We start from the raw sequence: 22,931 nt of genomic DNA, 5'->3' as shown, positions 1-22,931 counted from the left end.
GGCACGTTCAAATCCAGTGGTCAACGGCCAAAATGAGCTGATGCCAGTGAATAATCCGCGCATCGGTGCGTTCTGGCACGTTCAAATCCAGTGGTCAACGGCCAAAATGAGCTGATGCCAGGACGCACCCTACCTCTCTTGCCTTTTACCTTTTCCCCTGTTCCCTGTTCCTCCTATGCCCAACTCTCCCTTTCACCCCTTCAGCATCTCCCCCATGGATGAGTACAACCGTGAACTCCTCCAACAAATCCATCCTCCCGATTGGGTGAATCCGCAACCGGCTAATTGCTATGACTTGGTGGTGATTGGTGGGGGAACAGCCGGGTTAGTGGTTGCTGTTGGGGCCGCTGGACTCGATATTGGTCTTAAAGTGGCCCTCGTTGAACGGAATTTGATGGGGGGCGATTGCCTCAATACTGGCTGTGTTCCCTCCAAAAGCTTGATTCGCTCCTCCCGTGTCGTTGGGGAGATGTGGAATGCCTCCAACTATGGGATTGCTTCACCAGAGAGTATTGACGTGGATTTCTCAGCCGTGATGGAACGGTTACGGAAGATTCGGGCCGGGATGAGTCATCATGATTCAGTTCATCGCGTTGCTAAGGTGGGGGTCGATATCTTCCTGGGACAGGGTAGTTTCATTGGGAATCAGGCCATTCAAGTGGATGAGGTTACCCTCAACTATAAAAAGGCGGTAATTGCCACAGGAGCTAGGGCTGTTCATCCCCAAACGCCAGGATTAGCCGACGCAGGCTATCTCACCAATGAGACGGTGTTTAACCTCACTGAACGCCCCAAGCGCCTGGCCGTCATTGGTGGAGGTCCGATTGGCTGTGAATTGGCTCAGGCGTTTCGTCGTCTGGGGTCCCAGGTGACGCTGATTCATCGTCATGGCCATATTTTGCATCGGGAAGATGCGGATGCGGCGGAGATTGTGCAACAGCGGTTTATTCAGGAGGGAATTGAGTTAGTTCTCGGCGGTGAACCGGAGCGAGTGGAGAAGACCGCAGCGGGAAACGTTCTGACTCTTCATCACCAGGGACAGTCAAAACAGGTGCTGGTGGATGAGATCCTCATTGGGGCCGGGCGAACACCGAATCTGGACGGTTTGAATTTAGAGGCGGCGGGTGTGGCCTACCATCGTCGAGGGGTGAAGGTGAATGAGTATTTGCAAACTACGAACCCCAACATTTATGCGGCGGGGGATATCTGTATGGATTGGAAATTTACCCATGGGGCGGATGCAGCGGCCCGGATTGTGATTCAGAATGCCCTGTTTGCTCCCTTTGGCTTGGGCCGACCGAAGTTGAGCAGTTTGGTCATGCCCTGGGTCACTTACACTGAGCCAGAAGTGGCCCATGTGGGACTCTATGAGAGAGAGGCCAACGAGAAAGGTATTGAGACCAAAACGATTAAGATAGAGTTTAAGGATGTAGACCGGGCGATCGCTGATGGGGAGACGGAGGGGTTTCTCAAGGTTCTCCATGAGAAGAGCTCGGACAAAATCCTCGGGGCTACGATGGTCTCCCGTCATGCGGGAGAGTCGATTAGTGAAATCACAACGGCGATGGTTGGCGGTCTGGGGTTAAAAACCTTGGCCAGGGTGATTCACCCCTATCCCACCCAAGCTGAATGTATCCGCAAGGCGGCGGATGTCTATAAACGAACCCAGTTAACCCCGACCAGCAAAAAACTGTTGAAACTTTTGCATCGTTTCACGTAATTCCCCGATTGCGGTCGAAGCGGTGCGTTCCGGCAAGTTTCACGTAATTCCCCGACTGCTGACGAAGCGGTGCGTTCCGGCAAGTTTGAGCCGAGTGGTCTAAGTGCAACCTTGATTGGAGCCGGAACGCACCCTACCCCCTCTCTCTTCCTCTGTGTCCTCTGTGACTCCGTGGTTCCCCCTCTTGCCTCTTGCCTCTTGCCTTCCTCCCATGCTCGATCTCAACCAAGTTACAAAACTCCTACCTGGTATTGGCGAACATCTACGGGAGGAAGCTGTCGCGGCTCAGAAACGGCTCGAATTGGCTCAGGGGTTGTTTGAGACGGCCGCTCAGCGTCAAGAGGAGTTAGTCGCGGCTCAAGAACAATGGCGCGATCGCATCTGGTTTTCGGCAGCTACCCCGGTTGAACCCCTCCAGAGTCAAATCCTCCTGCAACGGCCCCCTTCAGTCCATACTGTCATTGCCACAGATGGCTCGCAAATTGCCCCCAATCAGCATGAAATTGCCTATTGCTATCTCCTCAATATTGGGCGAGTGGTCTTGCATTATGGTCAGAATCGCGCCCCGGTTCTCGATAGTGTGCCGGAGGTGTTTTACCGCCCGGAAGATTTATATGCTTCGCGTCAGTGGGGGATTCGTACGGAGGAATGGATGGGCTATCGGCGGGCTGTCTCGGAGGCCCAGGAGTTGGCCCTGTTGGGGGTAGAGTTGCGCCGCCAGTATCCGGAGTTGCCGCTGTTGGCTATGGTGGATGGTTCTTTAATTTACTGGTTCCTCGATAGTCTGCCTGATGAGGCCCGCGATCGCATCCTCAACCCCATCCTGGATGCTTGGGAACGGTTGCGGGGGGTGGGAGTGCCTCTGATGGGCTATCTCAGTGCTTCCCGTAGCCGTGAAGCTCTGAGTTTTTTACGGTTGGAGGCCTGTGCCTTTGAGCAACCCAATTGTTTGAGTTATTGTCCCTATATTGCCCCAACAGAGGGGGATGTCTTGGGGAAACGAGCCCCCTGTCAGGTGATGGAACCGCTACGCGATACCAGTTTTTGGGGCGGTTTGTTACAACCGGGAGAACGCAGTTGTTTGTGGAAGTCATCGTTACCGGTGTTGGGGTTATATCCGAACGAGCAGACTGTATATTTTTGTTATGTTCACGTGGGGACAGAAATTGCTCGGGTGGACGTTCCGGCTTGGGTTGCAGAGGATTCTGACCAACTTGAAGCGGCCTTGAGCCTGATGTTAGGACAGGTGTACAAAGGATATGGCTACCCGGTGAGTTTGGCGGAAGCTCATAATCAGGCCGTGGTTCGGGGGGGCGATCGCCAACGGTTTTTTGCTCTCCTGGAACGGCAAATGATTGAGGCTGGGTTAACGAATGTTGGAACTTCCTATAAAGAAGCTCGTAAACGCCGCAGTATCGCTTAAGGTTCAAGTCACCTCCCGTTCCACGTAATTCTGTTGCCCCTGAAATCTATGAACGCTCAACTCAACTCAACCTGGATTTGGAAGGTGTGGGCGGCCATTTTTTTGGTGTCTGGCCTGATTTTGGGAGCAACGAGTTTAATACGCCCTGGATTAGTGCGCGATCGCAATGCAATTTCCGAAGATGTGGAGATTAAACGGGAAATTATCGACCTGCGAGAACTGTTAGTAATGGTAGAGCGCATGGAAAGGAATCTGGAGCCAGAGAGCACACCGGAGGAAACTGCTAATCTACCGTCAGTTCCACAAGCACAACTCCTCGTTCCTGAAGTCCTAGCTGAAATCCCTCAAGCAGAAGAACTAGATGGGAATAACGAAGCCCAACAGCAAATGATGAGCTTAGTGACTGAACAGGCTCGTTTAATTTCAGAACTGGAACAACTCCAGGGCGTTTATAGAAAACTTCAAGAAGATTACGCTCAACTCAATCAAGATAACCGCCGAATGGCACAAAAGATTGACCAATTACGTGGGTATCAGACAGACTATCAGCAACGCATTGAACGGCGCCGGGAATCGTTGCAGGAACACTTAGCTAGAATTCGGAAATTTGAAGCTGTTGAAGATACATTTTCTCTTGAAGATATCACGTTGAGCTATCTAGGACAGACCATCAATTTTCAAGAATTGGATGCGGAACTCGCGCGTAACAACCGAAATCTGACAACACTCCGAGGAGATATTCGTTTTCTGGAAAATAGTTTTTCCTTTGCTCTGGTTTTGGGGATGGCAAATCTTTTAGTCGGGTTTGTGTACTACTGGTTAGACCGGTGGAATCAAGAGCAGGCGCGAAAAATGAGGGAAACCGATGAAAAAATTGAGGAAGCGCAGTTAAAAATTCGTAACTTTAGCTGGAATATGGCTAATGCGAGTTTAGAAAAATACTATCAGCGCAATTTAATGGAAGTTCAAGTTATTTTTATGACTAGCGTGGTGGTTATGATTTTGGGGTTTTTAGTGATTCTGGCCTCTTTAGCTCTTGCTTTATCTAGACCTCAACCCATCGTTTCTTCCCCTGAGTCTTCTTCAGAAGAGCAGGTTATAGACAATCAGGATGAGTCTTCATCTGGGGAATTAACCGCCGAGCAGTTCAGTGCCAGTCCGAATCAGAGTCATGTTGCCACGATTGGGGTGGTTGCGGGGATTATCACGAATTTTATCGGGGCAACTTTTATGTTGGTATATCGCTCTACGGTGCGAGAAGCCTCCCGCTATTCTAATTCCCTGAATCGAATTAATGATGTGGGAATTGCCATGGATATTCTTAATACCTCTGCTGAACATGGGGATAGCCCTGAAATCTTGGCCGCTAAAGTTGAAATTGCTAAACGTCTTGTGGAGAGCGATCGCCACCCTGATGTTGATTGAGTTGTCAACTAGCCACCCGAGTAAACATCAAAGCCGAGAGCGGCTAAGAGTGCTTCACAGTCTTTTGTCAGGGGAATGCCCAGTTGTTTGGCAATGCTCAGGGCCTGTTGACAATACCCGATCGCCCGCTCTGGGTTTTGCAGTTGTTGATGAAGTTCGGCTAAGTTTTTCAACCCTTCTGCTTCCCCATGACGATCGCCAATCTCCCGGGTAATCTCTAAGGCCCGTTGCAGACTCTCGGTAGCCTCCTCGTAGCGGCCGAGACAGATATAGGTTTCTCCCATATTCGAAAGGGCGATCGCCTCCCCTTCCCGAAAGCCAATTTTACGGGAGATATCCAAATAGCGTTCTTCATAGCCGAGGGCCTGGGAATAGTCTCCCAAGGCATAGTAGGCAAATCCCAAATTTCCTAGAGCCTGGCCCATCCCCCGACGGTCATTTAACTCCTGAGCAATGGCTAAATCCTGTTGATGATAGGCGATGGCTTGCTGATAGTTCCCCTTTTCATGTAAAGCTAAGCCTAAATTCCCTAGGGCTTGGCCAATTCCTGCGTGATCGCCCAAACGTTGCACTAACGTCAAGCCCTCCTGAAGATAGCGAATGGCTAAGTCATACTCCCCTAAATAATAATGTTCTAACCCCAAATTGCCCAAAGCAATGGCTTCATGTTGTCGGTCTGCCAGTCGTTGGGCTAGGGTTAAATGGTCTTGATGATAGGCGATCGCCCGACTATAATCTCCCAAACGGGAATAGGCTTTCCCCAACCCTTCTAAACAGACCAGATTTAGCGGTGCATCACCGTTGCCTAGTAGGCAATTATACATCTCCATCTGTTCCTGATAATAGCCCCAAATTTCTAGTTGTCGATGTAACGGTTCCCCGGTTAAGGACTCTAAGGGCAACAGCAATAACTCCTGACAGCGTTGCCAATCTTCCACCTCCGCTAAATGGCGAAACGCCTCAAGATAGCCACGCACCTGATCTAACTTAGAATCGGGGGAAGGGGCCTCATAGTGAATGAGCCAATTGAGAGCCGCACGGTATTGACTGCGACGACTCCGGGGAGAGATACGTTGCAGGCTTGCCGGGGTCAGCCGTAACCGTTTTAAGAGCTGCTGACGAAATACTGACTGAGAAATTTCCTGAGACACAGTCTAGCCATCATGGGATGATGAGTTTATTTTTAAGTTCCCCTGCCTCTGAATCTAACCTCTGGAGATGACTCAAGGCAACGCTACGAATTAGATTGTGTTGGCGCAACAAGATGCGATCGCCCTCGGTAATTTCTTCCACTAGATAGCGATCGCGCAACGTCTCCAGAGCCAGTTGACCTTCAGCTTTATCATAATCCCAATCCTCCAGATGGGAGAGCCAGAATGACTCAACAACAGGGCAACGGTAGACTGATGCCTCACAGAGTAAAACATACGCGGCTGGGGCCTCTCGTTTAAGGCGTACAAAGGTTTGTTCGAGGCGATCGCGAACCTTCATCCGTAACAGGCGGGTGCATTCATGAAGTTGCCAGCGATCGCTCCCCGACGTCGTCTGTCCCATTTTTGCCTGGGCGATCGCCGTTTCCACCTCCTCAATATCCTGTCCATAGCGATTCCAATAGGCCCGCACATTCCCGGAAAAAGGTGCATTCGAGATTTCCCCAGCAATGACTCGCAACGCCAGCGGATGTCCTTCATAGGCGGCCCCAATCCGGGTCAAATAGTTTTGACTTTCAGGACTCAGATCCAAGTTTGCCTTAGCAAACAGGGCTAACTGTTCCGTTTCATTAAGTCCCTTCAAGAACTCATAAGTCCAAAAATTGCTGTACCGTCCCGGGAGTTGGCCCGGGAAGTCTTGAGAGGTCAGAAGCATCCGGCTCTGACAAACCGGGGCCGCTAACACCGCCTCAAAAAACATCGCCCATAAGGGGTCGTTAAAGTCGCTCCAACCCTCCTCTTCATTGCCTTTCAGCATCCTTTCTAAGGAATCAATGATCAGCAAGAGGGGATGGGTCAAGACATACTCAGCGGTGCGATCAACTAAAACTTGTCCATCCTTAGATCCTTCCACAGGCGATCCCCACTGCTCCCACCAACGGCTGGCTACGCTGATAAAGTCATTGGGTTGGCGATCGTTATCCAGATTCTCCCGCCATAACTGTTGCCATTCTTTACCCGTCCATCGTGGGTATAAGGAGACGGCGAGTCGCTCTGCTAGAGCGGTTTTGCCAATCCCGGTCAGTCCCAATAACACCAGGAGACGGCAGGACTGTTGCAACTGCTCACTTAACTGAGCCAAAACGGTTTCCCGTCCCACCCAGGCCTCATCATAGGCAAAAAAATCTAACCTAGCATGGCCCGGAACCTCCGTCAGCGCAACCCTAGGCGTCACCCGCTCGCCCAGATATCCGGGATTCTCCCCCCTGCCGCTTGGCGGGCTAGGGCTCACCTCAGACAGGGCCAGCACCTCTTGCCAGGACACGTCAACGGCATCACAGATGGCCCTAAAAGTTTGCGATCGCACCGGCAATCTCCGCCAAAACCGCTTCAAGGTTGCCGCTGAGGTGCCAGCGGCTTCACACCACTCGGGGGATGACTTAAGCCAACCCTTATACCGTCGTGCGTCATCCACCTGTCGAAGCCCTTCAATAGATGCCCTGAGTGTTGCTGCCACGCTGCTCAATCTCCTTCCTCTCGATTTCCCGGCGACGTCTTAGTTTTAGCTCACTTGCGGCTAATATTTATGGATGTCTTGACAGAGCCAAAAATGAGCCTATAATGAGTACATCGCATTTTATCAGATGGACGTTTTGCCTCAAAGTCCCGTTACATCAGGGATAAGGCAATCTTGCAAGACCCAATCACAGTCTTGTAGGACCCGACGTTTTAGTCGGTGTTAGGAGCTATCTGGGTCTTATGGAGCGTAACGACTCAGTTTTGGCTAACTCAGCGTCCATGACCAGAGGATATTTGTCATCAGCCAGCCCCATTAGAGGAGTGTGAATCATGAACGACTACCCCGTCCATCGCCACCCATATGAATTTTCCTAACCAACTCAGCGACTCATCGGAGTCTTCTTATCCCTGAGAGCCACCGTTGAGCTGAAGGGTCTAGCCCTATCACATTAGGTCCGTTAAGCCCCTAATTTTATCATGCAAACCTGCGATTTTGAGGAACTGATCGTGCCAGCCCAAAGCCAAACCTTACAACTTGATAGCCCATCCTGGACCCTCTCCCAGTCCGATTTCGATACCTCCTATCCAACAGCAGTTCAAGTCCCGGAAACTGCCCCTTCAAGCACTATTTTATTGGTGTTAACCTTCTGTGTCTGGTTATTGAGACAACGGATGGCCTGACGTCTGAGGATTGGCGGCCAGTCTTATCCAAACCCTGGAAACGGCGGGATGTAAAGAACCCGTCGTTTTTCTACGCTCTGCTCTGGAATCGAAGTTGACCCCATTATGATCGCCCATCGCGGCCGTGGGCTGTTCGCCGCTGCATCGGTTGCTTGAGAAAGGTATTGAAGCGCCACAGGGTCTGACTCATCCTCCTCAATGTCTCTGGGGATAGCGGTTCAGAAACAGGTTCAACCTCATCTTCCTCTGGCTCTTGATAAGAAATCCGATACCCAAATAAATCCTCTGAACGAATTTCATCAAAACTGTCAATCTGAAACACCAAGAGAAAATCTTGGCGCATTTCCTGGGTGACCAGTTGTTCCACTTCAAAAACCTGTTTAGGGGTCAGGGGGGCTTCCGGACGAGTCCTCACCCGTAAATAAACTTCCGGAGGGTTTCGAGTCCAGTCAATGCGGGTTTGAACCAACTCCACCTGTTGGCCCACGGTGATCGTGCGTGTGAGGAGAATTGAGCGTAGGGTTGATTGGAGACGGGTTTGTCGTAGCAGTTGCCCCAGACTGATGGACAGGGGAAGAATAATCGGCAGGGTGAGCAGGACGGTATACAGCAGGGCCCGAGCCATGCGGATTTTCTCCACATAGTACCCCTCCCAGATAAAGACGAGCATACAGGCTAGGGTAATGCCCAAGAGGTTGGTAGCATAGAGCAGGAATGCCCCCCGAGCGGCGAATGTTGCCCCCTGAGACAGAGATAAACCCACCACACAGAGGGGGGGCATCAGGGCCACGGCGATGGCGGTTCCGGCGATCGCATCGCTAACTTCCCGACGCAGCTTGGCAAAGCCACCCACGGCCCCCGCCGCCAACGCAATCACTAAATCGAAGAGGTTGGGTTGAGTGCGTGCCAAAATTTCCGGGCTAAACTCTGTGAATGGAATACTGGCCACAGCCCCAATCATTGCCGAGAGGACGACAGAGAGGAGCGTACCCACCAGGAGCGTGGTGATACCCCGGCGAAACAAAAATACATCTCCCTTCATTGCCCCCAAAGCCAAGCCTCGTAGGGGTAACATGAGAGGAGCGACGATCATCGCACCAATAATGACGGCGGAACTATTGAGTAATAGGCCACAGGTGGCAATAATACAAGAGGCAACCGAGAGAAAGATAAAGTTAAGATTGAGTTTGGAATCCCCAGAAATCTCCTGAGACAGAATCGCGAGGGTCTTTTGGTCAACTTGTGGCATCTTGGACTTGCCCAGGGGGCGGATTAAGCAGTGTTGTTGGTCTTATTGTAGAGAATCCCTAGGTATGAGTAGATTAAGACCCAAATGGTCATGAGCCAGAGGAAAGATGTGGTGTTGTTGACAGACCCGCATAAAATCAAACACAGAGAGATCAAACAATGCCGTTATCAGTGGGGGGTATGCCGAGAACGCTGTCATGTGATCTAACAGTGCTGCCTCAAGGTTTATGGTAGAGAAGGAACGCTTAAACCGAGCGATCGCGCAATTAGCGGGGGACTCGGACACAAATCGTCTGAAGAAATTGTTGCTGTGCATCTGTCAGCAACGCTGGGAAAATGACTCCCGACGCTTAGAATCCCTAGACTGGCGGGTGTTACTCAATGAGCTGCGAACCACCTTTGTGACTCGGGAGCAGTTAGAAGAGGCGTTGGTGCGAGTGGTGGCTCGGATTAACAAGAAGTCCTTATATTTCAACCTCTCCCTGCGGGCCATCGCCATCCTCGACCCCCTCTATCCTGAGTTAGACCCCCCCATGGCCTTCGATGAGGCCTTTTTGCCGTTCACCGAGAGTAGTCATGGTGATGCGTCTCTCGATCGCTGGTTTGACTTACGGTTGCAACTGTCCCAAGCGGGCAATCTCAGCCAAGCCAAAACCCTCCTCTACTCAGCCATTAACGGCAAGTTTGCCTACACCCTCCCCGATTGGAATCATCTCAATCATGAGGAGTTTGATCATTTGACCCAATCCCTACTAGATTTGTGTCAAACGGCTAGTGAACTGCGTCTACGGCTCTACGGGTCAGCTCATTGTCTGAATCCGGTGGATGTCTATGTCAGTATCGCTGAACGGCTCTGGAACACGATGGAGCAGGCTTATTATGCCAGTATGATCGAGCCCTTTGAACTCGATGATTTCGGTCAGGATGCTCTTGATGACCGGACTCTCGATGGCTCGATGCTCGCGAAGAAAACGGCCCTGAACCCTCTGGAGTCTCAGACACGTGATGCTCAAGTCACCGCTGACCCCCGTACTTTGGAGTCCAGCCCCGGAGAAGACCATCATACGACGATTGGTTTAGACCAAGATGTGGAAGCCGCCGTCTGTGAAGCGGCCAACCAACATCTACAGGCGGCGATCGCGGCCATTGAACAACAGACTGAGTCTCTGATTAAGGAAGTGCGAGCGTTAGTGGCCCATACGGATCAGGCTACGGCTAAGGCCATTGAAGCGCGCATCTTACACCAATTCACCGATGCTCTCGGTCAGTTCTACCATCAAGATGATCCCTAGAGGAATCCTAAAGCCGGGCCCGGTTCTGGACAAGGGCTTCTATAAGCCGAGATGTTCTAGGGTTTGGCGAGGGTTCTCTTGGCGACAGTCTCGTAGGCGTTCATAAAGCTGTCGTTCTTCGTCGCTGAGGTGGGTGGGGGGGGTGATGTCCACTTTCACCAGTTGATCGGTACGAGCGCCACTTTTGGGGAGCCGCCAGCCTTTGCCCCGTAACCGCAACATTTGCCCGGAGCGGACCCCGGCCGGGATACTCACGGTCACGGTTCCATCGGGGGTGGGAACATCGATTTTAGCCCCCAAGACGGCTTCATCGGGGGAAATGGGGACATCACAGACCAGGTTATCGCCGTCGAAGTGAAAGAACTGATGGGGTTTTAGCTCGATGTTGAGATAGAGATCTCCTTGACGGCCATAGCCATCTTTTTTACCCTTCCCTTTCACGCGCACTCGGCTGCCGGTTTTGGCGCCGGGGGGGATGCGAACGGAGACTTTTTGACCACTGACGCTGAGGCGTTTTTGTACTCCATGGAAGGCCTCGGCAAAGGAGAGGCTGAGGGTGGCTTCTTGGTCTAAGGAGACACCGGTACTGCGACGATTGTAGCCAGCGAAGTCTTCAAAGCCACCGTTGAAGCCGGAGGAGCGGCTAGAATCTTTGGGGGAGGCGTCCCCGTAGGAGGACCATTGCGATCGCCCTCGTCCCCCTACCCCTCCGAGGACGGATTCGAGAAACTCATCGAAATTCGCATATTGACTGAAATCAAAGTCAAAGCCGCCCGCTGTGGCGCCGCCTTGGGGAGCGCCAGCCCCCCAACCGCCACCGGCTCCGTTTCCAGCCTGTTTCCAATATTGCCCGAAGCGATCGTATTGTTTGCGCTTGTCGGGGTCTGAGAGAATCTCGTAGGCTTCACTGACTTCCTTGAAGCGGGCCTCCGCATTGCGATCGCCCGGATTCATATCTGGGTGATACTGACGAGCCAAACGGCGAAACGCCTTCTTGATTTCATCGGCGTTGGCCGTTTTACTCACGCCCAAGATGGAATAGTAGTCTTTGAAGTCCGTTGCAGCCATGAGAGTCAAAAAATCAGGGGTTCACAGGGTGCGGTCTGCCTTTGTTAATCAAGTTTAATGTATTTTCTTCCAGCGTCGAGTTCGGTTTCTTGGACAGTGGCCCATTTTTTTGGCCCTGGACTCATCGGCTTCCGATGAGAACGCGATCGCCACCCAGGGCGATCGCGCACCATCCCCCAGCAAACCGCGTCGGGGGCGTCGGGGTCTCCAACCGGCTCAAAAAGCCCCTAAATCACGAAGTTATCGGGAATCGTCGCGTTCTTCAGAACCACCACAATCCCACTGCGGATATAGAACCCTAACTCTTCCCGGTCGGCTTCCTCAATATTTTCTTTATTGAGAATCTTGACATTTTTACCAATTCGTGCATTCTTATCCACGATCGCCCGGCGAACGGTACTATTTTCACCGATTCCCAGAGCCATCGAGGGGGCCGAGGCTTCCCCTTGGCGTTCACTAAAGGACTGATAGAAGTCAGATCCCATCAACAGGGAATCTTCCACCACCGCCCCAGCACTAATGCGGCTGCGAACCCCCAGAACCGAGCGATCGACGCGGCATTCTTTGAGGATACAGCCATCTCCCACCAGGGACTCGGTAATTTGGCAATCGAGGAGTTTACTGGGGGGGAGATAGCGGGGCCGGGTATAAATCGGCGCATCTTCGTTATAGAAGCTAAAGGGCGGCTTCGGCTGTTGCGTCAGGGCCAAATTCGCTTCATAGAAGGCTTGAATGGTTCCAATATCTTCCCAATAGCCATCAAACAGATAGGCCTGGATATTGTAATCCTTAGCCGCACCGGGAATAATCTCCTTACCAAAGTCCGTTTGGTCAGGAGCTTCCGTGAGCAGGGTTTTGAGAACCTCCCGTTTGAAGACATAAATGCCCATTGAGGCAATATAGGGCTTCTGCTTCGCCTGAGCGGCATCTAAGCCCAGGGTACTGGTATCGACCTGCATGGCTTTGAGGGCGTCACCTTTGGGTTTTTCTGAGAAATCAATGACTCGTCCTGAGTCATCAATTTTCATCAAGCCGAAATCTGAGGCCCGTTGTTCATCAATGGGAACCACCGAGAGGGTAATATCCGCATTGGTTTCCCGGTGACGCTCCACGAATTGACTATAATCCATCCGATAGAGGTGGTCACCCGAGAGAATGAGATACTCGTCCACATCCAACTCATTCATGAGCCAGATATATTGACGGACCGCATCCGCCGTACCTTGGAACCAACCGGGACTGTCGGACGTTTGTTGAGCCGCCAGGATTTCCACAAATCCATCGGTAAAGCTCGAAAAATTATACGTCCGCCCAATATGGCGGTTCAGGGACGCGGAATTGTACTGGGTCAGGATATAGATTTGCTCAATCCCAGAATTGATACAGTTGCTGACAGGGATGTCAATCAACCGATATTTACCCGCTAAGGGAACAGCGGGTTTTGCTCTGAGTTTGGTTAGGGGGTAGAGGCGCGTTCCCGCACCGCCACCGAGAATAATGCCTAAAACTCGTTTCACCGAAAGACCTCCAGGGCTGCCGAACTCTCAGCTTTAAGTTTGCGATTGTCTGGGTTTCTTGGCAAGGGCCAGTTTTTTTCCTGAACCCTAACATTCCCATAATCTTTGCCGCTGACTCGATGGTAGCTTAGGTCGGTTATCGGGGGCGATCGCCCCCTCAGACGTTAGGTCTCATCAGGGTTTGCGGGAATTGGCTCCGGGGCGCAGCAGAGCCAATAGAAGCTGACGGGAGGAGCCATGAGACCGGGAAATAACTCTTGTCCCGTGGCCCAGTTGAGGAAGCTTTGGGAGGGGGGCCAGGCGGCGGCGGGGAGGTGAGTGGACTCATAGGCCACCACCGACTCTTGCGACTCTAGCCGTAACCCCACTTCCCCTAAAATGGCCGTCAGCTCTGAGGGAGTGAGAAAGCTACAGCCACAGGCTTGAGCCAGTTCCCGAACCGACTCCTGGGGGGAATAGTCCGGGTGAGTCAGAAACGCCCCCAGGAGGAGGCGGCCCCTGGGGGCTAACAGCCGTCGGCTTTGGCGGAAGAAGTGGGTCATGGCTTGGGGCGATCGCAGGTGAGGGAGAATTTCCGGGGCGATGGCCAAGTGGTAGTCTCCCGTGACTTGGGGAGCGTCTAGGAAATCTCCCCCCAAGAGAGTCACCGACAGATGGCGCGATCGGGCCATCTCCTGCAACCGCTCCCCCGCCTCAGCGTTGGTCACCACCGCATCCACGGGATGACCGCGTTTAGCCAGAGGTAAGCTATTGCGGCCAATTCCCGCCCCAATATCCAACACCGACACCTCCTCAGCCTCCCCTAAACTGGCTGCAAGCATCATGGCTTTCCCATCGGGGTAGGAGCCAAAGCGGGACTGATTCGCCAACTGAAACGACCCTTGAGCCTCTGGGGGAGAGGTCAAACTCAAGGTCAGACCTAGTCCCCCAGCCACTCCCTCCTGGGGATTGACCAATTGATAGGAGAGGCTAAGATAGCGACGAGGAGATTCCTCAAATCCCTCAGTGAGGGTCTCTGTCAGCCGCTGTCGCAGCTGCTGGCGTTCCTCGGAACTGGGGTTTTGTCCGAAGAGGTTGAACAAGCCCAGAATCAGATGTTCATAGCGAGGGGCCAGGGCCGGGAGACAGGGAAGTTGTAGGGTTCCCTCTAGGGCCATAGACGCTTGCAATTTCTGCTCTAGGGCTTGCTGTCTTCCCTCCTCAGAAGGGTTCGTCGGGTCTTGATGAGCTGAATTGCCAGCCATCTGGGATTGACGAAGGGGTGTTGTCAGGGCGTTTGGCATCATTGTAGACACTCACAGTTAAGGATTATCACACCCTACAAACCCTGATGAAGACCAACCGGATGTCCTTGTCATTAAGTCCCTACTATCTTGTTGTTTATTGTTGACTATGCTAGACTCGACGATATTTTTAGAGAAATCGCCAATTCGTCTGACCGGGTAATGCCAGAAAGGACAGATTGCCCACTCCCACTCAAGCCCAATGAGTTGACTCCCAAGAAATCAAGCAGACCATAAGGTTTATTTTTATGCAATCCATCGGTATTTATACATTGGCTAATGATTTTGTGTATGACCAGCTCATTGCCTTGCTCAATAGCATTGAGGTTAATGTTAGCCCAGAAATTCCCATTTGCATTATTCCTTATGATGACCGGATGGACAGAGTTCAGCGGGAAGTAGAGTCACGGCCCAATGTGACCCTTTACGATAATCAAGGGAAGCTAGAACAATGGGAAGAGTTTTCACGAGAGATTTGGAGCCATCATCCCAAGGCATCTCAAAAAAGGTTTGCAAAAATCGTTCGCTCCAAAATTAGACTCCAGAGAAAAATGGTTGCTTTTTCAGGAGACTTTGAGCGATTTGTGTTTTATGATGCCGATACTTTGGCAATGAAGCCTTTGGATGACCTATTTGATAAACTAGAAACCTACGATTTTGTATTTGATGATTGGGAGCATTCAAAACAACGCTTAACAGCTCTTAACATTGAAATGATGGAAGCCTCGGGAGAATTTACTGAATCTGAAATTCGTCCTCGGCTACATTGCTCAAGCTTTTTTGGCTCAAAGCGAGGTTTTTTTAACGAGCAAGAAATCAGTCAACTTAAAGCATCATTAGTTCAAGATAGAGAAGTCGAGTGGATTAATGAAATCGCTGATGCTTTTTTGTTTAGCTATTTAACGTTTAGAGGGCCTTATTCAATCTTTAACTATACTTTGAGTGAGAGGGCCGGTGAGCGCACGGGGAACTGTGCTGATGCTGATCCGTTTGTTGAGCTTGACAATGTTTTGTACAATGAACAAGGACGAAAACCGATTCATCGAATCCACTATATGAACTTCCCTCCTCAAGACTTCGCTAAACTCAGTCAAGGGGAGGATATGCAAATTCCTCATAAAGATGTCTTTTTACACTATCGGTTTCTCAAGAATCCTGAGGACAAACCCACTCAACTTCATCAACCTAAACTCGGCACCAAGATTGAGCGCTTTGGAGGCAAAGCAATCTCGAAGATTAAACGTTGGCTGGGTTAGCCTTGCGGAGAACAATCGGTCAAACAAAAACTCTAAAAAAGGTGAGCCGGAAAATTTATGGCAGATTGCATCCGTTGGCGTAGGTGCATCACCCATCCCTTGTATCTTGAGAAGCATAGTCGGCCGTCAACTCGTCTTACTACCTAGCGCAGATAGGCCTCAACGGTGTTTTTAAGCAACATGGCTACGGTCATGGGGCCAATTCCTCCAGGAACTGGAGTAATCCAAGCCGCTTTCTCAAATACTTCCTCAAAGGCCACATCCCCCACCAGTTTATAGCCACCCGCGCCATCACCGACCCGGTTAATCCCCACATCAATCACCACCGCTCCCGGTTTGACCATGTCAGCGGTAATCATCTCGGGACGGCCCACCGCCGCTACGATGATATCTGCGGCGGCGACGACGTCCGCTAGGTTTTGGGTCCGTGAGTGAGCTACGGTCACCGTTGCGTTGGCTTCCAGGAGCATCAGGGCCATGGGTTTTCCCACTAAAATACTACGACCCACCACGACGGCATTTTTACCACTGGGGTCGATGTTATAGGCCTTGAGGACTTCCATCACGCCAGCGGGGGTACAACTTCTCAGGCCCGCTTCCCCCCGCGTCAGACGACCGAGATTGATGGGATGGAGTCCGTCTGCGTCTTTGTCGGGGTCGAGTTGTAGCAGTAGGGCCACTGCATCTAAATGAGCGGGGAGGGGGAGTTGTAGGAGAATCCCATCGACTCGTTCATCGTCGTTGAGTTCCTGGATTTTGGCAGAAATCTCCGCCGCTGTCGCCGTGGCGGGGAAATGTTGGCCAAAGGAGGCGATTCCCACTCGTTCACAGGCTCGTTCCTTGTTGCGGACATAGACCGCACTGGCGGGGTCATCTCCCACGCGGATGACGGCCAATCCCGGGGGACGGTTGCGTTGGGGGAGGGCCGCCTCGATTTGCGATCGCAGTCGAGATTGTACTGTCTTGGCGAGAGCTTTACCGTCTAAAATACGAGTCGTATCCATTGAGCCAGGGAGTATTGTGCGATTGACCGTCACTACCGTATCATTTCTGCCTCGTTTTAATCGCGCCTTGATTCCCCTGCTGTCGGGTTTAGTCCTCCTAACTGGCTGTGAAACGCCGTTAGACTTCGGGGGTGATGTCACACCCCTGGGGACTCTCTCCCAGGAGCAGTTGGGGAACGAGGTGACGGTGGAGGGGGTTGTGGGCGATCGCGCTCCTCTATTAGACGGGGGAGCCTATTTGTTGCAAGATGAGTCTGGGGAAATCTGGGTCATCTCTGAGGAGGAGGTTCCCGAGGCGGGCCAGTCGCTACGGGTGCAAGGAACCCTGGAACAGCGAGAAATTGTCATCAATCAACAGGATTACGGGGAACTCTATCTACAAGAACAGCAACGAACTCCCCAATGACCCCCTTAGTGTTCTGATTCATGGTTAAAGAAGTTGCGATCGCCATTCTCCATCAAAACGGTCGCTATCTCATGCAACTACGAGACGACATCCCCACCATCGTCTATCCCGGACAATGGACCTTCTTCGGCGGAACCGTCGAACCGGGGGAAGCGGCCGAAGTCGCCGTGATGCGAGAACTCCAGGAAGAAATCCGCTATCACCCCCCCTACGTGACCTTATTCCGACGAGAACAGTACCGCGACTTCATCCGTAATGTTTTCCACGCACCCCTCACCGTCGATATCCAAGATTTAGACCTCTGCGAAGGATTAGACTTAGATCTTTGGACCGCCGAACAAGTCCGCCAAGGCGAAAAATTTTCCCCCAAAGCCGGAGAAGTTCGTAAAATTGGGAAACCCCATCAACGAGTTTTACTGGCTTACATTAACTCGCTTAAATTGTCAATTTAAAAACAGATTTCTTAACAATGCAGCCCCAACTCTCCACCATCGGCCAACAAATGTCCCACCTCACCGGGGTGCGGGCGATTATGAAAGATATTATCGAAACCCTGCAATCAGGAGGTGGACGCGATTTTATCGACCTCAGTGCTGGGAATCCGGTGATTTTGCCGGAAATTGAGCAGATGTGGCGCGATTGTACCCAAGACTTGCTGGCCAGTCCCGATTATGGGGAGGTGGTTTGTCGCTATGGGTCCAGTCAAGGCTATCAACCCCTCATTGAAGCCGTCGCCAACGACTTTAATCAACGCTATGGGGCCAATCTCACCCCTCGTAATATCCTCATTACCCCCGGTTCCCAATCCATTTATTTCTTCGCCGCCAACGCCTTTGGCGGCTATACTGCCGGTGGCAATCTCAAGAAGGTGGTGCTGCCCCTTTGTCCTGATTATACTGGCTATGGTGGGGTGAGTTTAGTCCCGGAAGCCGTCGTCTCCTATAAACCCAGTTTGGAGATTGATGAGGAGAACCATCGCTTTAAATATCGCCCAGATTTTAGTCAGTTGCAGATTGACGACACCACCGGTTGTGTTATCTTTTCTCGGCCCTGTAATCCCACCGGAAATGTGTTGAGTGATGAAGAGGTGGGCAAAATTGCTGGGTTAGCGGCCAGTTATGAGGCCCCAGTGTTTATTGATTCAGCCTATGCACCGCCATTTCCGGCCCTGAACTTTACTCCCATGACTCCTCAGTTTGGGGACAATCTCGTCCATTGTCTGAGTTTGTCCAAAGCCGGACTTCCGGGGGAACGGGTGGGGGTGGCGATCGCCCATGAAGACATCATCAACGTGTTACAGTCGTTCCAGACTAATGCCTGTATCCATTCCTCCCGCTATGGACAAGCCATTGCGGCACGGGCCATCGCTTCGGGACAACTGGCTCATCTGTCCGAGTCGGTGATTCGTCCCCATTACCAGCGTAAATATGCCGTTTTGGCAGAAGCCTTACAGCAAGAAATGCCCAAACATCTGTCCTGGTTCCTTCATGCGGGAGAAGGGTCAATTTTTGCCTGGCTGTGGTTCCGGGACTTGCCGACGAGCGATCGCCATCTCTACAATGAACTCAAACAGGCTGGGGTCATTGTGGTTCCTGGCGAGCCGTTCTTCCCCGGATTGCAGGAAGACTGGCCCCACAAACGCCAATGTTTACGCATCAGTCTCACCGCTCCCCCAGAGGCTCTAGTCCAGGCCATGAAACGGCTGCGGGGGGTGGTTGAGGCCTGAGACCCCCCAAAATGCCCAGATAAACTCTCAAGACCTGTAGGCAAATTGCCATTGAGAGGGCAAAATAGGGACAGGCTCGGTCTCAATCCAGGAATTAAGATTTGTAAAAATTCCGGATTTTTCAGGATGCTCCTGGGAACAAACCCGACGCTGCCAACGACGAAAGACGATAGGAATTGGTCGGTGACTTAGTAACATTTGACGCCGTTCTACCCCTGAGCCCGAGTCCCATTCACCCCATGAATCGGGCACCCATCCCAACCTCCCCCCCTCCACCTCCTCGGCCCCCCAAAACGAACCATGTCGATTATCACTGGAACCCCCAACTCCGATGTCATTGTTGGCACCCTTGGCGACGATACCATCGTTGGTCTCAGCGGCGATGACAGTATCCTCGGAGGTCGCGGCAATAATATCATTTTCGGCAATCAGGGCAATGACACCCTTAGAGCGGGTCGGGGTCAGGATACCCTTCTCGGGGGGAAAGGCAACGATAAGATTTTTGGCAGTGAACAGGACAATATCCTCAGTGGTGATGATGGCGATGATACGTTGTTTGCCATTGATGGGGAGAATATCCTCTTTGGAGGTCAGGGGAACGATGTTCTGGTGGCTGGGTTAGGCAATGACTTTCTTTATGGGGGTCAGGGCAATGATACCCTTTGGGCAGAACGGGGGAATAACGTCATTTCCGGAGACCGGGGAGCCAACGTTCTCATTAGCGGGACCGGGGAGAATATCTTTGTCCTTAACATCAATCATGGCGGCCCAAATATCGACGATGCCGACCAGATTTTGCGCTTCAAACCCAACGATAAGATTGCCCTGTTGGGAGGGCCGGATGGACAGACTGTTGACATGTCTGCCATTAACATTGCCTTTATTCGTCGCAATAGCAACTCCAATCGGGGCAATTATGTCCTCACCAATTTAGCAACCGGGGAGTTCCTGGCGGTGATTCACAATGTGCGCCGCAGTGCTTTGACGCGGGAGAGTTTTACAGAAGATTTAACCCCCTCCGACACACCAGATCCGGGACCTCCTCAGCCTCCGGTAGTAGACCCAGATGATGAGTTACCCCCGGCACCAGACCCTGGGGACACGACGACAGAACCGCAGCCGCCGCCGACCCCAGGCCCTGGAGTTCCGCCGGTGATTGAGCCTCCGGATGACCCCGTGGACCCAGATGACCCAGATGACCCCGTGGACCCCATAGACCCCGTGGACCCTGTGGACCCTGTAGACCCAACAAATAACCCACCAGAAGCTCAGAACAATGAGGCTGAGGTGAGTGAAGATGGACCGGCGATTGAAATTGACGTGCTAGCTAATGATAGTGATCCTGATGGTGATCCCTTAACAATTGCATCAGTTTCAGGAGTTACTGCTGGAGTGACGGTCACGATTCAGGGAGATCCTGGCAATCAGCGACTACTCTACAACCCCGGCGAAGCGTTCCAATTTTTGATAGATGGTGGAACAGAGGAAGACACGTTCACCTATACTATCAATGATGGTCGAGGGGGAACGGCAACAGCCACAGTCACCGTTACGATTCTTGGAGCCGATGACCTGCCGACCAGTGAGGATGGGTCTGTGGAAGTTCTCACTGGAGCAACCTTTAGCTTCTCGGCTGATGATTTTGTCTTTAACGATCCAGATGACGGAGATGAGTTTAAGGCAATTAAGTTGGTGTCTAATCCTGGGGATGGGACGTTAACAGTTGCGGGCAACCCTGTTAACATCGATGACATCATTCTAGTAGATGACCTTGGCTCGCTGGTGTTTGATCAGGGACCCTTAGGAGTTGGGAACTCCACAAGCTTTGACTTCCGCGTTAAGAACACCCGGGATTTCCTGAGTGATGAGTCTTACACCATGACCTTGGGCATTGTAGCGAATCCCAATGCTCCCAAGATTGACTTGGATGGAAACACAGCCACCGGCATTGTTGAGGCACTGAATCGAGAGTATCTGGAAGGACCCGTTGGCACTGTTACTCAAATTGTCCTTGCAGAGAATGTTCGATTTGATTTACCTCCTGCGAACTCCCTGTCTCAGGTTGTGGTGACTCTTACTGGAGTCCAGGATGTAGATGAAGTTCTGAGCTTAAGCGCGTCGATTGCTGGGATAGACGTTACAGGAGATGGAACGACTGAGGTGACTTTGACGAATACAGGAAGCGCCTCAGTTGATAATTTTCAAACTCTGTTGCGACAGATTACCTACAAAAATGATGGAATTGATACAGATAATCCCACGGAAGGACCGCGTACGGTAACCATCCGAGCTGTTGACGATGGTGGGTTGGAAAGTAACCCTGCTATCGTCACAATTGATGTTATTGCTGTGAACGACCCTCCGAGTATACATGGAAATGGAGTAACACCAGCGGCAACTACAGACGAACCTTACAATCTAGGGAATTTATTTGCTGCTGAAGCATTTAGTGATCCTGATGCTGGAGGAGAGAATGTCAGCGTCAGCCTCAGTGTTACAGCAGATCCCGGCGGAACATTTAACTACACGGGTTCAACCCTAACAGGCAAATTCACTGGACTCGACTCCAATTCTTTGACCATCACGGCCCCAATTTCAGAAATTAACACAGCCATTCAAAATGGTAATCTCCGCTATGTCCCAAATGTTGAAGATGACTTTGAACTGTTCGTAGAAATCAATGATCAGGGGAACAGTGGCAGTGAGGGACATAACAATGCCCTAACAGATAGTACAACGTTTACTATCCCTATCCAGAACCTTGCTGGGATTACGGAAATGACGATTACTGTGATTAGTTTTGGTTCTAGGGAAGTTGTGCTTCCAGCTAGTGCGTTCGTTGCTAGTGGCAGACGTGACAATGTCACCATTCACGATATCGGGGTAGCTAATAATATTAAACTTGGAACTAATGGGATTCAACAGACTGATGGGGGACAAACTGTAACCGTTCAACTCCGAAATCTACATCAGACCAGTGTCAATAACACTGGAGAATTTCAATACACCATTAGGGATGATAACAGCGTCGAAGATACCCAAACGGTCACGGTGACCTACATTAATTCGACAATGGCTGGGGGAAGCACTCCACCTCTCTTGCCACCTGACGTGGGAACCCTATCGGAAGGTATCAATATCCTGTATGGACGTAGCGAGATATCTAACACATTAGTTGGTGGAGCCGGTGATGATTTTCTCATTGCGCCCCAGAATTCGGATGTCCTCTACGGGGGGGCGGGGAACGACACCTTAGTGGGTGGGGATTATCCTTTGAGTAATAGTGCGAACGGCAGCCCGTCTGATACCTATGTTTTTGACCGCAGTGATATCGTTGTTGATGGACAAGGTTTCAACGCAACGAGCATTGATGCCATTAGGAATCACCCCTATTACAATACAATTTTGAACTTTAATCGAGGAAATAATAAAGATTGGGCTAGGGAGGTAGAAGCGGGCTTTGCCGACGATAACGATGTTATTAAACTCACTGGATTTGGAATTAATGATCCTGCTGACGACGCGGCGTTGGGTGTTCACTTGAATCGGCAAGTTATTCAAGGCAGTACCCTGAATAACATTATCAATCGTCTTACGGGAGACCAACGGTTCTTCATGGTTTTGGACGGCACAAACTTTAACACAGATGACGGCTATTTGCTCTATGACGAAGATGGTAATCATTTAGAAGGAAACAACACCTATATCGTAGCAAAGTTGAGAGGTGATTATTCAATAGGCGCACCAGGTCTGAATGCAGACGACATTCGGGTAGGAGACTTTACATTCCAACCTGATGCTTTTAACCCCCCTTTCCCCTAAACTGGAAACCTGTCTTTGCACTCAATATTCTTTGGTCGGAGCCTCTAATAACCGGTTAGGCTTTTTAAAATACCCACTAAGTCAGTCCTTAGCTGAATTTGTGGTAAATGCCCCTCAAGCCGATGGGTATTTCTTTAAACAAAGCTATATGTCCAAAAATAATCAAAAATGTATTCAAATAGAGAAAAAGCAATTTCATCTATACCAACACTCCGGACAGTTTTTGAGAGCCAATGGTATAATGAGGGGCTAAGCTCTCTTCCAAATCGAGCTAGCCAACGAGAAACCAAGGATTTCAGCGCTTGCCCAGAAAAATGTCCGTGCTATACTGTGGAACCAGTCATATCATTAAACGTGACTGGTATGACGTCCCCGAAGAAAATTTAGCTCG

17 protein-coding genes are annotated in these 22,931 nt (G+C 51.2%); 10 read left to right on the top strand and 7 right to left on the bottom strand.

What is annotated here, in order from left to right:
- The first annotated feature begins 175 nt into the window (after window positions 1–175).
- From NEA10_RS00915 to NEA10_RS00905, 3 genes are all read left to right on the top strand, one after another.
- Window positions 176–1,720 carry a mercuric reductase gene (locus tag NEA10_RS00915; RefSeq protein ID WP_252663362.1) on the top strand — a complete coding sequence of 515 codons (1,545 nt, stop codon included), beginning with the start codon at window positions 176–178 and terminating at the stop codon, window positions 1,718–1,720.
- 211 nt (window positions 1,721–1,931) lie between these two features.
- Window positions 1,932–3,143, top strand: a complete 1,212-nt coding sequence (locus NEA10_RS00910) for a DNA double-strand break repair nuclease NurA (RefSeq protein WP_252663361.1) — start codon at window positions 1,932–1,934, stop codon at window positions 3,141–3,143.
- A gap of 48 nt (window positions 3,144–3,191) precedes the next feature.
- Window positions 3,192–4,568, top strand: coding sequence for a hypothetical protein (locus tag NEA10_RS00905; RefSeq protein WP_252663360.1), 1,377 nt, complete (start codon window positions 3,192–3,194; stop codon window positions 4,566–4,568).
- An 8-nt stretch (window positions 4,569–4,576) separates the two neighbouring features.
- Here NEA10_RS00905 and NEA10_RS00900 read toward each other — a convergent pair whose 3' ends face one another.
- Entirely contained in the window at window positions 4,577–5,719 is a 1,143-nt protein-coding gene (locus NEA10_RS00900; protein ID WP_252663359.1) for a tetratricopeptide repeat protein, read from the bottom strand.
- 10 nt (window positions 5,720–5,729) lie between these two features.
- On the bottom strand, window positions 5,730–7,235 hold the full coding sequence (locus NEA10_RS00895; protein WP_252663358.1) for an ATP-binding protein: 1,506 nt from the start codon (window positions 7,233–7,235) through the stop codon (window positions 5,730–5,732).
- Between the two features lie 479 nt (window positions 7,236–7,714).
- Between NEA10_RS00895 and NEA10_RS00890 the strand changes: the two genes are divergently transcribed.
- On the top strand, window positions 7,715–7,918 hold the full coding sequence (locus tag NEA10_RS00890; protein WP_252663357.1) for a hypothetical protein: 204 nt from the start codon (window positions 7,715–7,717) through the stop codon (window positions 7,916–7,918).
- 103 nt (window positions 7,919–8,021) lie between these two features.
- Here NEA10_RS00890 and NEA10_RS00885 read toward each other — a convergent pair whose 3' ends face one another.
- Entirely contained in the window at window positions 8,022–9,167 is a 1,146-nt protein-coding gene (locus tag NEA10_RS00885; RefSeq protein ID WP_252663356.1) for a TIGR00341 family protein, read from the bottom strand.
- 226 nt (window positions 9,168–9,393) lie between these two features.
- On the opposite strand from NEA10_RS00885, the gene NEA10_RS00880 reads away from it, so the two are divergent.
- On the top strand, window positions 9,394–10,458 hold the full coding sequence (locus NEA10_RS00880; RefSeq protein WP_252663355.1) for a hypothetical protein: 1,065 nt from the start codon (window positions 9,394–9,396) through the stop codon (window positions 10,456–10,458).
- 39 nt (window positions 10,459–10,497) lie between these two features.
- Here the strand turns inward: NEA10_RS00880 and NEA10_RS00875 are convergent, their stop codons facing one another.
- The 3 genes from NEA10_RS00875 to NEA10_RS00865 form a co-directional block, all read right to left on the bottom strand.
- Window positions 10,498–11,526: a DnaJ C-terminal domain-containing protein gene (locus NEA10_RS00875; protein ID WP_252663354.1), complete on the bottom strand. Its 1,029-nt coding sequence runs from the start codon at window positions 11,524–11,526 to the stop codon at window positions 10,498–10,500.
- A gap of 227 nt (window positions 11,527–11,753) precedes the next feature.
- The gene (locus NEA10_RS00870; protein ID WP_252663353.1) at window positions 11,754–13,043 is read right to left on the bottom strand and encodes a glucose-1-phosphate adenylyltransferase; all 1,290 of its coding nucleotides are present in this window, start codon (window positions 13,041–13,043) and stop codon (window positions 11,754–11,756) included.
- 164 nt (window positions 13,044–13,207) lie between these two features.
- Window positions 13,208–14,329, bottom strand: a complete 1,122-nt coding sequence (locus NEA10_RS00865; RefSeq protein WP_252663352.1) for a class I SAM-dependent methyltransferase — start codon at window positions 14,327–14,329, stop codon at window positions 13,208–13,210.
- Window positions 14,330–14,574: 245 nt separating this feature from the next.
- On the opposite strand from NEA10_RS00865, the gene NEA10_RS00860 reads away from it, so the two are divergent.
- Window positions 14,575–15,582, top strand: coding sequence for an Npun_R2821/Npun_R2822 family protein (locus NEA10_RS00860; RefSeq protein WP_252663351.1), 1,008 nt, complete (start codon window positions 14,575–14,577; stop codon window positions 15,580–15,582).
- A 143-nt stretch (window positions 15,583–15,725) separates the two neighbouring features.
- Here the strand turns inward: NEA10_RS00860 and folD are convergent, their stop codons facing one another.
- Window positions 15,726–16,586 (bottom strand): bifunctional methylenetetrahydrofolate dehydrogenase/methenyltetrahydrofolate cyclohydrolase FolD, encoded by an 861-nt coding sequence (folD, locus tag NEA10_RS00855; RefSeq protein WP_252663350.1) that lies wholly within the window; start codon window positions 16,584–16,586, stop codon window positions 15,726–15,728.
- Between the two features lie 22 nt (window positions 16,587–16,608).
- Here folD and NEA10_RS00850 point away from each other — a divergent pair, with 22 nt between their 5' ends.
- From NEA10_RS00850 to NEA10_RS00830, 4 genes are all read left to right on the top strand, one after another.
- On the top strand, window positions 16,609–16,992 hold the full coding sequence (locus tag NEA10_RS00850; protein WP_252663349.1) for a hypothetical protein: 384 nt from the start codon (window positions 16,609–16,611) through the stop codon (window positions 16,990–16,992).
- Between the two features lie 20 nt (window positions 16,993–17,012).
- Entirely contained in the window at window positions 17,013–17,444 is a 432-nt protein-coding gene (locus tag NEA10_RS00845; protein WP_252663348.1) for an NUDIX hydrolase, read from the top strand.
- 17 nt (window positions 17,445–17,461) lie between these two features.
- Window positions 17,462–18,718 carry a valine--pyruvate transaminase gene (locus tag NEA10_RS00840; protein WP_252663347.1) on the top strand — a complete coding sequence of 419 codons (1,257 nt, stop codon included), beginning with the start codon at window positions 17,462–17,464 and terminating at the stop codon, window positions 18,716–18,718.
- Window positions 18,719–19,018: 300 nt separating this feature from the next.
- Window positions 19,019–22,540 carry an Ig-like domain-containing protein gene (locus NEA10_RS00830; protein WP_309494508.1) on the top strand — a complete coding sequence of 1,174 codons (3,522 nt, stop codon included), beginning with the start codon at window positions 19,019–19,021 and terminating at the stop codon, window positions 22,538–22,540.
- The last annotated feature ends 391 nt before the right edge of the window (window positions 22,541–22,931 follow it).

Source organism: Phormidium yuhuli AB48, from assembly GCF_023983615.1.
In the GTDB taxonomy this organism is placed as follows: Bacteria; Cyanobacteriota; Cyanobacteriia; order Cyanobacteriales; family Geitlerinemataceae; genus Sodalinema; species Sodalinema yuhuli.
The sequence above is the reverse complement of the archived record's forward strand: the minus strand, read 5'-3'. Positions and strand labels throughout refer to the sequence as shown.